The organism is Dyadobacter sp. HNCC25DJ184, from assembly GCF_056895215.1.
Genome location: NZ_JBXHAQ010000002.1, coordinates 477,477 through 491,104, shown reverse-complemented (window position 1 = coordinate 491,104; position 13,628 = coordinate 477,477). Strand labels below are relative to the sequence as shown.

The window sequence follows — 13,628 nt, the reverse complement described above, 5'->3', positions numbered from 1 at the left end:
TAATGAGTTTACCGGGTCAAGTCAAATTTTAACCCGACATTGTAACGAGCCCGGTAATATTCGCTTTGGGTTGTAAGCGAAGAAGTGCTCTGGTAATATCTCAAAGCCTGGTTGGTAATATTGTTTGCTTCCGCAAATACACGCAGGTTTTTCGTGATTTTATATGCTGCATTCGCATCCAGGAAAAACTGTTTGTCATAATAAATATCATCAAACTCATCTCCACCCAGTGCATCCAGATATGAAGCAGTATAATTGGCTGATAATCTGGCAGAAAAGCGCTTGTTCTCCCACGAAAGCGAGGCGTTGAACATATGCGGTGCGGTTCCAGGCAACGAAACTCCCGTTCTTTCGTCGCCATCTTCATTGTAAACTCCGTCAGCAAAAGACTTCGTAAATGTGTAGTTGGTATAAATTCCAAAGTTTTTCAGGAAGCCCGGCAGGAAGTCAAGCTGACGCTGGAATGCGACTTCGAAACCGAATACGTTCACACTTTTCCCATTACGCGACTGATAAAAATCCCATTGCTGACCAGCTGTAATCGGGTTCGTGATATTCGGGAAATCGGCTGAGAAATCGCTGGAGGTATATTCCTGATTGCGATATGTGTAAATAAAGTTCTTCAGATTTTTGTAAAAAGCTCCGCCAGAAATTAACCCTACAGACTCAAAATAGTTTTCGGCCATGAAGTCGAAATTCCATGAATAAGTTGCTTTCAAATCGGGATTTCCAGCCGAAATCTCCTGGTCACTTGGCAAAATGCTGATATATGGAGCCAGCGCATAATAGTTAGGACGGGCAAGCGCTGTTGTCGCGGCGGCTCTCAAAATGAATTTGTCCGTCACGTCATATTTGAATGTCAAACTAGGCAGCACATTCAGGTAATTGTTTTTAACCGAGCGTGTTCCTTCCAGGTCTTCTTCGTCTTCTATGATATTACCGGTGTAATCAATCGATGTATTTTCAAGTCGAACACCGGCGATCATCGACAGCTTGTCGTTGAAATCCTGGTCAAATCGCAGATATCCGGCCATGATATTTTCTTTCGCATTATAATTAGCTCCCAAAAATTCTCCCGGCACCGATTCTGATTCAAATTGAGCGGTATTCGTCAGGTTCAACCCGCCGATATATTGTTTGCTTGCAAACAACCCCGGAACGACATTGTTACCAGCCTGGAAGTTTTTACCCGACCAAAATACAGTTGAGGTGCTGCCCAATGTTGCGATATCATCCTCATTTACCGGAGTATATTCCAGGAAATTATTGTTACGATCTTTGGTCTTGAGTCTCAAACGTCCACCTACGCGAATACGACCTTTCTGATCTGGGACAAGTGAAAATGGAAAGCGCAGGTTAACCTTTGCACCGAGCTCAGTTTCTTTTGTGAAATCGTGATTTTCTGTGATTTCATTTAATCCCATCGACGCGGCGTCCAGTTCGTTTGCGATCATTACCGGAAAACGGCTATCGCCATTGTAGGTCAATGTATTTCCACCTTCTCTGAATCGAATATAGCGTTCATTCGGCCTGTCTTCACTCGCCGTAGAATAACTTACGCTCCAGTCCAGATCCACTTTCGGGCTCAATAGGTGATCTCCTCGCAATGAGTAATTCTGCACACGCTGGTCTTCCAGACGGCCACTTTTGTTTCTGTTATTATCAATCCCGCCCTTGGTCTGACGCGCCACACGGCCTTCGAAACCAGTTATTTTGTTGTCGTCGTTGTATATGGGTTCTATATCGTCAGTCTGAACGCGATATCTGTTCTCCCGGTCATCGCGCCAATTGTACATAGCGTTCGCTGTAAGCGTATGATTTTGACTTAGTTTGAAATCAAAAGCACCTGATATACTTCTTCTGATACGCTGAACATCGTACTTCCTGACATCGTTTTCACTAACATATATATTCCCAAAATCGTCTTTCGACCATACTGCTTCCACATTGTCAGAACCGTAAGTATTGTTGTTATAAGAGCCGCTCAATACCATTCCAATCGCATTTTTGGCAAAACGGTTGGCATAAACAAAACCGCCGGTATATAGTGCTTTTCCCCTGATCGGATTAAACCCACCCGACAAGGTTCCTGATATCCGCTGGCCATTCGGAGCCGCTCTGGTCACCAAATTGACCGAACCACCGATCGCATCCGCGTCCATATCTGAAGTCAGCGTTTTGTTTACCTCAATAGTCGATATCATATCCGAAGGAATTAAATCCATCTGTACGCGACGGTTATCACCTTCTGCTGAAGGAATCCGGTCGCCATTCATCGTCACGGAGTTAAGTTCCGGGGCAAGGCCGCGAATGATGATATTCCGCGCTTCTCCCTGATCATTTTGCATTGTGACGCCCGGCACGCGTTTCAGCGCATCACCAATATTGGCATCGGGAAAACGACCCACCTGATCGGAAGAAATGATATTGCTGATATTTTCATTATTGCGCTGCTGGTTCAATGCCTTGGCCTGACCTTTCAAACGGTCGCCCATCACGATGACTTCATTCATATCCAATCCGCCTTCCAGCATTGTCAGATTCACAGAGATGGCCTTTCCGCTTTCCACGGTAATATCCTGAGTCAGTTTCTGATATCCCATATAGGTAGCCTCCAGCCGGTAAGTAGCTGCCGAGACGTTCAGAAATTCGAAGTTTCCATGTACATCCGAAATGGTATACTGGTTACCAGGCATGATCCTGAGCGTAGCACCCGGAAGCGACAATTTCTGGGCGTCCATAATTTTCCCTGATATCAACCCCTTTTGGGCGAAAGATATCGTACTCGTAAGCACAATAATCAGGAAAAGAAAAATTGAATTTTTTGATGGTGAGTATTTCATAACACAGGAGTTTTATTAATCTGCAAAGCTCACCGCACAGGATTAACTCAATGATAATCGAGTGTTAAGAAATTGTTTTCTTCGAATAAAGGGGGGGATGGTGGAAAGGGACGAAAGGAGGATGGAGGATCGCGTTAAGGTCCTGAAATAGAAACGGTTTGAAAATTATAAAATGGTGACAAATTTATTCTGTTTTTCACCCTTTCAGGGTTTTGCTTCTTTGGGTAATATCAGATTCAGTAATATTGCCACCACTTTGTGGTTGATTATGATATTTCTGCCACTATGGGTTACACTTCTTGGAGATATCGATTTCTATAATATCGCCACTACTCCGTGGCTCTGCAAAGTCCGAAGGACTGGAATTATTATAGCTAATGCATCAATCGAGCGACCAGAACCACGAAGTGGTGACAACGCATTGTTTTAATCAATATGAAATGATTGAGCAAAAACAATGTGGGTCTAATACCTATCATCATTGAGAAGTTCATAAAGTTTTAGCAGTTTTTCGATAAATTGTGAAACCTACTCACCTCATTGTCAATTCTCCTATGTACGTTAATCGCTACCTGTCACCCGTTATTGTTTATTACTACTCCTGGCGAATGGTTTTATTTTCGCTGTGCACGGGCTCTCTGGCCATTTTTGTTTATGATTATTTAGGCTGGAAATGGGTTGCTATCCCCTGGCTACCAGTTTCACTCGTCGGTACAGCTACTGCCTTTTTTGTTGGTTTCAAGAATAATCAATCGTACGACCGCAGTTGGGAGGCCCGTAAAATTTGGGGGAGTATCACCAATCACAGTCGCTCGTTCGGTGCAGCGGTGAGGGGTTTTTTGGTCAATGTTACTGATTTGGAAACGGGTAAGGATAAAGAAATACAGACAATTATTTACCGGCATATAGCCTGGTTATATGCTCTCAAAAGCGCTATGGCTCAACGAACCAGCTGGGAGCATCAAGATAAAGCCAGCAAGCGACAAAGAAACGCGCTGCATAAAAACCAAGCAGATTGCGAGTTAGAAATGGCCAAATACTTGTCTGATGATGAGGTTGCTATTGTTAACACCAAGAAAAACAGGTCGACCCAACTGCTTGATCATCAGGCCCAGCATATCAGTAAGTTGCGAGAAATGGGAGCGATCGATGCATACCAGCACGTTGCTTTGCAGGATCTGATATCAAAATTGTATGATGAACAGGGCAAAAGCGAGCGTATCAAAAACACGCCTTTCCCTCGTCAATATGCCACCACTTCTACTCTTTTTATCTTTATATTCATGAGTCTGCTACCATTCGGATTGCTGCCGCAGTTTGTGGAATTAGGCGAGAAGCATATGTTTTTGCTCATCCCTTTCAACCTGATCGTTTCATGGGTTTTCATGTTCATGGAATATGTCGGCGATATCAGCGAAAATCCCTTTGAAGGTTTGCTGAATGATACGCCTCTGGCGACGATCGTTCGGAATATTGAGATCGATTTAATGGATATGATGGGAGAGAGGGAGCTTCCCGAAAGAATTAAACCGTATTATAATTCTTTATTTTAAAATCATCGGATTCTGCCTTAAAATATCGCGTATTCAGAAAATGCTTACGATCAGAGAGATACCTATATTTGTTAGTACCCGACATCACTATTAAACTCAACTCAGCGTCTGCTTATGTCCTGCAAATCCCAAATCCTCCTTTTTTTGATGATCGCGTGTTTTGGATCTCAAACTGTTTTTGCACAGCTTTTAAAGCCCGGTTTCGACAAAAATGAATATCTGGAAACGCTGAAGATCAATCAGAAGGCGCATATCGCAGTCAATAAATGGGCGGAAAATAGTGCAGTTCCTGATCCCAAGGATTTTAAATTTGTGTATCGTTCTCCCGTTGTTGCGTTCGATAATATATGGGACTTGTGGGTACATAAAGAGAAACCAGTGGCGCTGATTGCGATCCAGGGAAGTATTCCGACGGGTGCCAGTTTTCTCGCGAATTTGTATGCGGCGATGATCCCCGCAACGGGTGAAATGCAGCTCGAAAAGGATTTTAAATTCACCTATCAACTGGCCAACAATCCGAACGCAGCGGTACATGTGGGCTGGTTTGTGGCTATGGCTTTCCTGTCCCGAACGGTGGAGCAGAAGATTGATTCGTGTTATAAAGCGGGTATTAAAGATTTCATCCTGACCGGACACAGCCAGGGGGCCGGGATAACATTTATGATGAATTCATATCTCGAAAGCTTGAAGGCAGCGAACAAACTACCCGCTGATATCCGTTTCAAAACCTATTGCAGCGCAGGGCCGAAACCAGGCAACCTGTATTACGCATATGATTACGAAAACATGACCAGAGATGGCTGGGCATATAACGTGGTCAACTCAGCCGATTGGGTTCCCGATGTTCCTTTCACAGTTCAGACGGTGGATGATTTTACGTCGGTAAATCCATTCCGTAATGCAAAGGCGATGATCAAAAAACAGAAGTTTCCAAAGAATATCGCGCTGAAGCATGTCTATAACAAGATGAGTAAGCCAAGCGAAAAAGCGAGAAAAAACTATCAGAAATTTCTGGGCAACATGGTATCAAAATCTGTTGCCAAGCAAATTCCGGGGTACACTCCGCCAGTGTATTACAACAGCAATTATTATGTAAGAGCTGGTAACACAATTGTGCTATATGCAACGGATGAATATTTCAAGCTCTTCAGCAACGCGCCGGACAACCCGGATATTTGGCAGCATCATTTACCAAAGCCCTATTTGTTTTTGACGGAGAAGCTTTGAAGAAACAAGTGCGGGTAAAATCGCCGAAATATGTGCTCTCGGCCCTGGATTTGTTTTTGTGGGTGGTAACCGGCCGCATTGTGGACATACCTGCTTCAAAGGTTACCTAATAAAGCGTACCGTGAGCATTGAATAAATATCGTTCTGATTCCAGCTCCTCTAACCCTCTCGGCCAGCCGGATCTGAACGGTGGATCATAACTTGCCGAACTTTTAAGCAGACGGTATCAAATTTGCCGGAATAGGTGCTGCGCATTCACTGGATTTGCACGATTTAGGAACGGGAGAGAATTTGCCAGGAAATTTTGGAGTAAGTTTTTGATTCTGACAAACCACGATAAGGATTACGATGCTTGCATAAATCTCAAAGTGTTGCCATCCTTATCCGTAACATAAAATTCTCTTGTGCCCCAGGTCTGGTTTAACGGTCCCTGATGCACGGGTGATTCCTCTCTCCCGGTAATGTCCAATCCGCGGGAGAGGAATTTGTTGAAAAGCGCATCTAAATCATCCACCCAAATATTGCAAACCGAGCCATATAGCGACTCCCGCTCAACACGGTCAATTGGATTTGGATATCCGCCTTGATAAGATCCACCACGCCCTCATCGACTTCTTCCGGCCATTTCAGTTCAAAATCGAGAATGCCTGTATAGAAGTGGACAGCGGCTTTCATATCGCTGCATTTGAAAAGCGGGATGAGTTTCATAGCGACAAATCTAGACCCTTAATGATCCGCGAAAACCTCTGGCAGCGTAGTATGAATCGGCGCCGTTATGGTATAAAAACACAGTGTCATAACGACGGTCGCAGAACAGCGCACCGCCCAATTTCCGGACATTCGGAGTTGTTACAATCCAGCTGGACGTTTTAGTATCAAACTTCCCCAGTTGTTGCAGAGCACGGTATTGTTCTTCTGTCAATAGCTCAATTCCCATATCTGAGGCCATATTGACGGCACTGTTGGCAGGTTTATTTTCCTTCCTTTTTTCCAGCGCTTCATGATCATAGCAAAGGCTTCTGCGCTCTTTTGGGCTTTCTGCAGAACAGTCATAAAATATATATTCACCGGTTTTTTGATCAAAGTTAACGACATCCGGTTCGCCACCGGTTACTTCCATTTCATCGAGTGTCCATAGTTTGGCAGAATTAGCTTCCAGCTTTGCTTGCACTTTTTCCCAGTCCAATCCGTGATGACGATTCATGTTTTTCTCGAAACGGGTTTTCAGCGTTTTCAATAAATCCTCGCTTTGTTCTTTTGACAGTTCTTTTTTATCGCTTTTCATCTGGTGTGATATTTATTGGAAAAGGTGTATTTATATATTTTCATGGTTCACGCAAAGAACGTTTTGTCGCATTTTTCAGGAAAATCAACGTGGTCATCCTTTCGGGATTGATATGCAGTTCTTCTTTTTCTTTCTGTAATCTTTTCATTCCTTCAGGATTTTGTAATCCAATAAAAAACTTTTCATCTGTCAACTACCTCATTGCAAAAAAGCCTGAAAGGCGGGAATTACTATAGAAAATACAAATCATAGGTAATCACAATACCGACGGGGTGATATTTTCGCCGCTTCCTCAATCCTTTTATCTCCATTTTGCCTGATGCGAAATTGTTGTTCGAAACAAAACTGCCTTATTGGGCGACTTTACCTGAAATTTGTTGGATCAATCATCCAACCCCAAGCCATCCATAATTTTAGGGATATTCTTTTCAACTCTGCCCTCACGGGTTTTGGATTGTTTGGGTTGTGAAAAATGAAAGATATATGCTCTCTGTCGACCAGGAGTCAAGGCTTCGAAGGCCGTTTTCAATGAACTGTTTTCATCCAACTTGATTTGAAACTCTTCGGGAATAGTGAATTCTGATGTCTTTTTCAATTCGACCTTCAAACCCGCCTTTTCAACTTCAATGGCCTCATATATATGGGCTTTCACAATTGACTCATTATCAATTATTTCTTGTAATCTCGTAAAACGAATCTGACGAGCGGCTTGTACATTTTCAGTTTGCTGGATCAAAATGCCTTCACTATTATTTAGTAAGGCACCTTTGAAAAACAGCAATGCGCAGTATTCTTTAAAGGTATGTATGAGGACAATATTGTTTTTCTGCAATGTGTAGCAGGGACAGCCCCATTTCAGTTCTTCCTGTAGTCCGCATTCAAGCACGATTTTTCTCAATTTCTCGATTTCCTTCTGCCATTTTTCGGTTTTTTCGAAGTACCAATCAACTTTCGGATTCATCATATTTTAACCTTGTCTGCTCACCATTTCGTTAATCCATATTGGTGCAAAGGGCGAAGTGCAACCTTTGGAAACCGGATAATCTCTGTAAATCCCTAACTTTTCGCCGATCGCGAGGGCACGGTCTCGATACTTGGGATGGTTGATTCCAATATTTGCCAGTGCCGAATTCATGGTCCATTGTACTTCCGGAGCGGCATCAGCCATTTCTGATTCCAGTCTGTCCAAAATAGCCGGAATATCAACAAGCTCCGGGTTTCTGGCGATACATCCACTCGTTAGGCTCCATCCAGCGCGAGCGCTCATCACATCATCAGATTGCATCCATTCACCCCGGAGCGATTCTTTATCCTCATAAATTTTAATCACGTACGAATAAAACCAATCAGCAACCTGAGTGAATTTTGTAGATTTTACCAATCGTTTGATATCCTCATTTGACAACTTTTTGATATCGATGATTAATGTTGCCAAAAGTTGTGCCTCCATTTTTTCAGTACCCCAAAGCTCCAATGCAAGCGCATGATTGATCTTTATTTTTTTGGCTAAAGCCCGGATATCACCCATTTTGGCACCATACTGATTTTCACCCACACCGTTTTTCAGGTTGTGAGTGTATGTCGTTTCATTATAAAGTGCCTTGAGCTGAGCAAGTGTTTCTGTGAGCGTCATATTACAAAGTCAGGTTTTGTCAGGAGATGGGATATTGGTCAGGTTTTGTCAGGAAATGGTCGTTTTAGCTCTGGTCAAGTTTTGTCATTAAGGGTCAAATGGTTCTAAAAACTTAACTGAGATCTACGCGACTCCGGTCTACGCGACTCGGGTCTACGCGACTCCGGTCTGAAATACCAAGATACGACAGTCAGGATAATCAATAAAACAGGGCCGAAAAATTCTTTGGCGCCATCGCCTGCGGCGAGGTGAGAAAAAACAGCTCCAGACATTGCAAAAAAGAAACCCGCATATGCCCATTCTTTTACGACAGGAAATTTTGGAACTAACACTCCCACAACACCCAGCATTTTCCAGACACCGATTATCGTCAGAAAATAGAGCGGATAGCCCAAACGAGTCATCATTTCCGCTTCCTCTTTCACTTTTAACAACTGTACAATTCCCGTAGAAACCATTCCTAGTGAAAGCCAGCCTGTGGCGATCCAATAGATAATCTTATCTCTTTTTGTCATGATGTTGTTTGTTTAATTTATGTTTGATTGCCACGAAGACACTAATTTCGTTGCCAGAAAGAGAGGGAGGCACGGGGTTTTCTTTTCATATTTTTGGATAGATTTAACCCATGTATTCTTTGTGTCTCCGTGGCAATAAAATTTTATTTCAATTTGTTTACAATTTGCTGTAGACGATTGTGTGCCATATTTATACCCTGTTTGAATGGCAGTTTTAGCATCTGATCCCTGAGTTCGATGGAGCGATATACCACGTGCATTGTGAGTTTGCTAGTGTCGTCCGTAACCGGTTCGAATTCGAGAAACTCGAGTTGCACGTCGAATGGAGAGTTTTCCATTTCAAACGTTCTGGTGATTTTCCGGTTTTCCGAAAACTCATGTATCGTTCCATTCATAAGAAGTACCACATTCCCCTGTGAGTCAGATGTTTCGAATTGATATCCGCCATGCTTTCTATTTTCAAGTTTCAGGACTTTCGTGCCCATCCACTGCTCCACAATCTCTGGCTCGGCATATGCTTTAAAGAGCAAATCCAAGGGAAGTTCAAAAACTCTGGTAATCACCAGATCCTGTTTCCCGTCTTCGGCATCAATCTTTGTTTTTAACTCCATATCGCGTTATTTTTTTGGCTTATAAGTCTTCATAATTTCTTCCAAAGTATTAAATCTGTCATCCCACATCTTACGGAATGGCTCTATGAAGTCGGCTACCTCTTTCATTTTTTTTGCGTTGAAATGATAGTAAATCTCCCGCCCTGTTTGAGTTTGATTGAGCAATTCACATTCGCTTAGTATCTGAATGTGCTTCGAAATAGTCTGTCTCGACGATCCAAAATTTTCGGCAATGGCACCTGGCGTCATCGCCTGCAGTGCCACTAAACTCAATATCGCCCTCCGGGTAGGGTCGGCAATGGCCTGAAATACATCTCTACGAATTTCCATTTATGCAGTTATTTGACTGCAAATATAATGCAGTTATTTGACTGCGCAACTTTTTGTACCTTTTTATTTTGTAAAATACCCTTTTTGAGGAAATTGGAGCTTTAGGTAGCGGTTAATGAGGAAGAAGGGGTGCTTTTTGATATTGTCTGTTTGAACAGCAAGAAGGATAGGAAACAGGAAGATGCTTGTCACAATGGGAGGGTGATTGTGACATTGAGCTTGCCGAAAAGAGCTCATTAAAACAATGCGCCGATGGGGCAATGGTTAAACCGACCTTCACTCCATCCGTTTTTCCTCTCCACTGAGGAATATCGTCTTTTGAATCCTCGACAACCTCGTCTTTTCCTGTTTTGCAGACATGATCCAATGAATCATCACCTTTTTGTATGAAGGAGTCTATGTCATGGATGGCTTGCCGCTACGTACCTTGTAAAAACCAACTAACAATTCACTTTCAGTCTGGTGATGCTCTTCCAGCCATTCTCTGAAATCGAATGAGGTTGGGAAGAAGGTCGGGGCATGGTCGCGGTGATTTTATTGTCAAGATTACAATTCAAAGTGGATCGTTAACGGTATATGATCGCTATGATTTATCCAGTGATCGTATGTTCCAATTTCTATATCTTTTAATTTTTCATAGAGCTGGGCTGAGGCAAAGCAGTAATCAAGATGGTATGGTTTGGCAAGATTGCGGTGAAGATAAAAAGTTGGATGAGTCTCTTTGCCTTGTTCCTGATTCAGAAATTTGTGATAAACGCTGTAAATATTTCTTTCTTCCAGCCGTTGAACGACTGCCGAATGATTCGCCTTTCGACGCGGTTTATCCCAAATTTTATTGCTGTTGAAATCACCAGTTAGTATCGTATGGCCCACGCCTAAAAGCTGATCGTAATGATCAAGTGCCTTCCATACTTGTGCAATATACTGACCATCAGGGTCGTGTTTATTATTTGCCCAAATACCAAAAAGTGTAAAGTTGATCGGACCACCCGTTACGGCAATGGGAGTAATGATTTTAAGGTCTGAGTTATGATGATCCAGAAGTCGAAATCTATAGTCGCTATATGAAAAGATTCCAAGCCCCTTGTGCTTGTTATCTCCAAACCAAAGAAAGTCTTTTGGTCTTGGGGTTGTTGAATTGAATATTAATTTGTCAGGATGTTCGCATTCCTGAATCACCAATATATCTGGTTGCAACACCAAGATGGTATCTGCCTTTTTTCTAAATGCTCCTTGGCAATTCCAGGTTATCAGTTTCATTTTTCTGGAAACAGGTTCTCATCAGGATGGAATAGATTTGAGCTTATCCATATCAGATTGCTCAAATCAAAGTCACTTCGCCAACCCCTCCAACACCGGCCCAACAAATTGCCATGCCGGCACATCAGGTTCCTGATGCTCGTTTTTTAATATGGCATCGAACTCCTTTAGCATCTCAGGATGTGCAGAAGCCACATCGGTGGTTTCGTTACGGTCGGTTTTCAGGTTGAAAAGTTGCCACGGGTTGGATGGGTTCTTTTTGAGGTCTGTTTTAACCGCCTTCCAGTCGCCCATTCTGATTGCCAATTGGCCACCTTTTTCGGGATATTCAAAATAGAGGTATTTATGTTGCGGTTGCTTTTTACCCAAAAGTTCTGGTAGAAAAGAAATGCCGTCGGTCGTCGCGACTTTCTGCCCGGTCAATTCGGCAAGCGTTGCCATCAGGTCATATTGAATGGAGATATGATCGGTGGTAGTTCCTGATTTGATTTTTCCGGGCCAGCGGGCGATGAAAGGTTCGCGAATTCCGCCTTCATATACATCCATTTTTAGCCCGCGAAGTCCGTCTAAGCTGTTGAAAAATTTGGCATTCACGCCCCCGTTAAACGTTGCGCCGTTGTCGCTGCTGAACATAATGATCGTGTTGTCATCCAGTCCCAGTGACTTTATCTTGTCTATCACGATACCCACCTGCAAATCCAGAAACGTGATCATGGCGGCATAGGTTGAAAGCGGGTATTTGGTAGAGGCATATCCGTTTTCGCCATAATATGGTTTCTCGTCAAACTGACCAATATATTGTTTAACGTACTGATCCGGGACCTGCAGCGATACGTGCGGAATCGTGTACGGCATATAAAGGAAAAACGGTCCGTTTTTGTTCTTGTCAATAAAAGCGAGTGCTTTTTCAGTCATTTGCTCGGGCGCATAATCCTTGCCTTTGAAATAATCAAAATCGGTATCAGTCGCCGTTGCGGGATTCAGTTTACGGTGAACGTCTATCCAGGGTTGAGCCAGCGTATCCCATTTACCATTTTCCCAAAGGTGGCTTGGGTAGAAATTGTGCGCCTGTTTTTGGTCTAAATATCCATATGCATAGTCGAAACCTTGTTTGTTGGGAGAACCTTCGGTATTGCCCATTCCCAAACCCCACTTGCCCGTAATAGCGGTTGCATATCCTTTTTGTTTAAGCAATTCTGCAATCGTAAATTCTTCTGCGGGTAATGGCTTTTGTCCGCGCTCTTCATCGTCTTTAAAAGTTCCCAATTCAAAATTCCCGCGGATTGCCGAGTGTCCGGCATGCTTTCCGGTCATCAACATGGCTCTTGCGGGAGCGCAGACCGGCATACTCGTATAATGCTGAGTGAACAGCATCCCTTCTTTCGCCATTTTATCCAGGTTTGGCGTTCTGATTTTCTGTTGTCCATAACACCCGAGTTCGCCATATCCCATGTCATCGGCGTAGATGTAAATGATATTGGGTAGTTTGGCAGTTTTGGCTTTTGTCTGGGCAGTTGTGGATACTGGCAATACAGCCGAAAATAGAAAGGATGCAAAGAGTTGATAACTGGCAATAAATTTAATATTCATTTTTTTGAAGCTAGTAGCTCTTAGGGATTAGGTGTTTGTTAACTGGCTGACTATCAGTATTATATATCGATTTTATTTGAGTTGAATTTGATATCATCGAAACCTTTATATAACCTTAATTCAACTATGTAGTAAATATCGCAAGTTTAGTGTTTTTTAGGATAGTTGACTTGATTTTCGATGAAAGCCTTTGCAAGTATATGTATGCTGGTGCTTTTGCTCTGCAATATGCTGGGGCTCTCACTGACTGTGCTCTGCTTCGAAAGGGAATATGAAGTGGCGGCGCCTGTCCAATATAACCAAATCAGGATTTTGAAGTTATATGAGCCTCTGTCCAATGGAAAGGTTAACGAAGATAAAGTCGAAAATGGATTATATCGTTTTGAAGATCAGCTATATAATGTGATTGAGAAGGTTCGGGCTGACGATACCTTATATGTCGTCTTACAATCCAATGCTGCGGCGTGGCAACGTTTTTCCGAGTTGTCGGAAATGATGCAGGAAGTGCATTCTGATCAGAAGGCCAGTCGACCCATCAGTCAGGCAATGAAGATATTGCGTGATCTGACAAAGGTATATCTCAATACAGATGCGCTAGCTTCTGACTGTATAAAAGCAGGATATGAAAGTATTCGCAGACCTTCATATGCGGATTTGCAATGCGCTTTAATATCAGAATTTTTCGAGTTGCCTTCTCCACCGCCAAAGGCTGTTTAGTTTTAAATGCGATGATTGCCTGACTCTCAAGCCGAGATCATGGCAGAGTTTTACGACGTTCACT

General features: G+C 42.9%; 14 protein-coding genes and 1 pseudogene. 4 read left to right on the top strand and 11 right to left on the bottom strand.

The window, feature by feature from the left end:
- Nucleotides 1-8: 8 nt before the first annotated feature.
- Complete coding sequence (locus AC1XUD_RS04955; protein WP_483359853.1) at nucleotides 9-2,843, bottom strand: TonB-dependent receptor; 2,835 nt, start codon at nucleotides 2,841-2,843, stop codon at nucleotides 9-11.
- A 172-nt stretch (nucleotides 2,844-3,015) separates the two neighbouring features.
- On the opposite strand from AC1XUD_RS04955, the gene AC1XUD_RS04950 reads away from it, so the two are divergent.
- The 3 genes from AC1XUD_RS04950 to AC1XUD_RS04940 all read left to right on the top strand — a co-directional run bounded on the left by AC1XUD_RS04950 (nucleotide 3,016) and on the right by AC1XUD_RS04940 (nucleotide 5,623).
- Nucleotides 3,016-3,273, top strand: a complete 258-nt coding sequence (locus AC1XUD_RS04950) for a hypothetical protein (protein WP_483359852.1) — start codon at nucleotides 3,016-3,018, stop codon at nucleotides 3,271-3,273.
- 91 nt (nucleotides 3,274-3,364) lie between these two features.
- A complete protein-coding gene (locus tag AC1XUD_RS04945; protein WP_483359851.1) occupies nucleotides 3,365-4,396 on the top strand; it encodes a bestrophin family protein in 1,032 nt (343 codons plus the stop codon).
- Nucleotides 4,397-4,510: 114 nt separating this feature from the next.
- Nucleotides 4,511-5,623: a lipase family protein gene (locus AC1XUD_RS04940; protein WP_483359850.1), complete on the top strand. Its 1,113-nt coding sequence runs from the start codon at nucleotides 4,511-4,513 to the stop codon at nucleotides 5,621-5,623.
- 501 nt (nucleotides 5,624-6,124) lie between these two features.
- On the opposite strand, the gene AC1XUD_RS04935 is transcribed toward AC1XUD_RS04940, so the two are convergent.
- From AC1XUD_RS04935 to AC1XUD_RS04890, 10 genes and pseudogenes are all read right to left on the bottom strand, one after another.
- A complete protein-coding gene (locus tag AC1XUD_RS04935) occupies nucleotides 6,125-6,331 on the bottom strand; it encodes a VOC family protein (protein ID WP_483359849.1) in 207 nt (68 codons plus the stop codon).
- Nucleotides 6,332-6,341: 10 nt separating this feature from the next.
- Complete coding sequence (locus AC1XUD_RS04930; RefSeq protein WP_483359848.1) at nucleotides 6,342-6,908, bottom strand: DUF4256 domain-containing protein; 567 nt, start codon at nucleotides 6,906-6,908, stop codon at nucleotides 6,342-6,344.
- Nucleotides 6,909-7,290: 382 nt separating this feature from the next.
- A complete protein-coding gene (locus AC1XUD_RS04925; protein ID WP_483359900.1) occupies nucleotides 7,291-7,869 on the bottom strand; it encodes a YdeI/OmpD-associated family protein in 579 nt (192 codons plus the stop codon).
- Nucleotides 7,870-7,875: 6 nt separating this feature from the next.
- On the bottom strand, nucleotides 7,876-8,541 hold the full coding sequence (locus tag AC1XUD_RS04920; RefSeq protein WP_483359847.1) for a DNA alkylation repair protein: 666 nt from the start codon (nucleotides 8,539-8,541) through the stop codon (nucleotides 7,876-7,878).
- Between the two features lie 104 nt (nucleotides 8,542-8,645).
- Entirely contained in the window at nucleotides 8,646-9,056 is a 411-nt protein-coding gene (locus AC1XUD_RS04915; RefSeq protein ID WP_483359846.1) for a DoxX family protein, read from the bottom strand.
- Between the two features lie 143 nt (nucleotides 9,057-9,199).
- A complete protein-coding gene (locus AC1XUD_RS04910; RefSeq protein ID WP_483359845.1) occupies nucleotides 9,200-9,667 on the bottom strand; it encodes an SRPBCC family protein in 468 nt (155 codons plus the stop codon).
- A 6-nt stretch (nucleotides 9,668-9,673) separates the two neighbouring features.
- Nucleotides 9,674-9,997 (bottom strand): ArsR/SmtB family transcription factor, encoded by a 324-nt coding sequence (locus tag AC1XUD_RS04905; RefSeq protein ID WP_483359844.1) that lies wholly within the window; start codon nucleotides 9,995-9,997, stop codon nucleotides 9,674-9,676.
- A gap of 276 nt (nucleotides 9,998-10,273) precedes the next feature.
- Nucleotides 10,274-10,381, bottom strand: a pseudogene (locus AC1XUD_RS04900) (YdeI/OmpD-associated family protein); the annotation flags it as partial.
- A 162-nt stretch (nucleotides 10,382-10,543) separates the two neighbouring features.
- Nucleotides 10,544-11,257 (bottom strand): endonuclease/exonuclease/phosphatase family protein, encoded by a 714-nt coding sequence (locus AC1XUD_RS04895; RefSeq protein WP_483359843.1) that lies wholly within the window; start codon nucleotides 11,255-11,257, stop codon nucleotides 10,544-10,546.
- Between the two features lie 72 nt (nucleotides 11,258-11,329).
- On the bottom strand, nucleotides 11,330-12,847 hold the full coding sequence (locus AC1XUD_RS04890) for an arylsulfatase (RefSeq protein WP_483359842.1): 1,518 nt from the start codon (nucleotides 12,845-12,847) through the stop codon (nucleotides 11,330-11,332).
- A 180-nt stretch (nucleotides 12,848-13,027) separates the two neighbouring features.
- Between AC1XUD_RS04890 and AC1XUD_RS04885 the strand changes: the two genes are divergently transcribed.
- A complete protein-coding gene (locus AC1XUD_RS04885; protein ID WP_483359841.1) occupies nucleotides 13,028-13,564 on the top strand; it encodes a hypothetical protein in 537 nt (178 codons plus the stop codon).
- The last annotated feature ends 64 nt before the right edge of the window (nucleotides 13,565-13,628 follow it).

Coding starts and splice junctions, on each gene's coding strand:
- AC1XUD_RS04955 (WP_483359853.1), bottom strand. CDS start 2,843: ATGAAATACTCACCATCAAAAAATTCAATTTTTCTTTTCCTGATTATT.
- AC1XUD_RS04950 (WP_483359852.1), top strand. CDS start 3,016: ATGGTGACAAATTTATTCTGTTTTTCACCCTTTCAGGGTTTTGCTTCT.
- AC1XUD_RS04940 (WP_483359850.1), top strand. CDS start 4,511: ATGTCCTGCAAATCCCAAATCCTCCTTTTTTTGATGATCGCGTGTTTT.
- AC1XUD_RS04935 (WP_483359849.1), bottom strand. CDS start 6,331: ATGAAACTCATCCCGCTTTTCAAATGCAGCGATATGAAAGCCGCTGTC.
- AC1XUD_RS04930 (WP_483359848.1), bottom strand. CDS start 6,908: ATGAAAAGCGATAAAAAAGAACTGTCAAAAGAACAAAGCGAGGATTTA.
- AC1XUD_RS04925 (WP_483359900.1), bottom strand. CDS start 7,869: ATGAATCCGAAAGTTGATTGGTACTTCGAAAAAACCGAAAAATGGCAG.
- AC1XUD_RS04920 (WP_483359847.1), bottom strand. CDS start 8,541: ATGACGCTCACAGAAACACTTGCTCAGCTCAAGGCACTTTATAATGAA.
- AC1XUD_RS04915 (WP_483359846.1), bottom strand. CDS start 9,056: ATGACAAAAAGAGATAAGATTATCTATTGGATCGCCACAGGCTGGCTT.
- AC1XUD_RS04910 (WP_483359845.1), bottom strand. CDS start 9,667: ATGGAGTTAAAAACAAAGATTGATGCCGAAGACGGGAAACAGGATCTG.
- AC1XUD_RS04905 (WP_483359844.1), bottom strand. CDS start 9,997: ATGGAAATTCGTAGAGATGTATTTCAGGCCATTGCCGACCCTACCCGG.
- AC1XUD_RS04895 (WP_483359843.1), bottom strand. CDS start 11,257: ATGAAACTGATAACCTGGAATTGCCAAGGAGCATTTAGAAAAAAGGCA.
- AC1XUD_RS04890 (WP_483359842.1), bottom strand. CDS start 12,847: ATGAATATTAAATTTATTGCCAGTTATCAACTCTTTGCATCCTTTCTA.
- AC1XUD_RS04885 (WP_483359841.1), top strand. CDS start 13,028: ATGAAAGCCTTTGCAAGTATATGTATGCTGGTGCTTTTGCTCTGCAAT.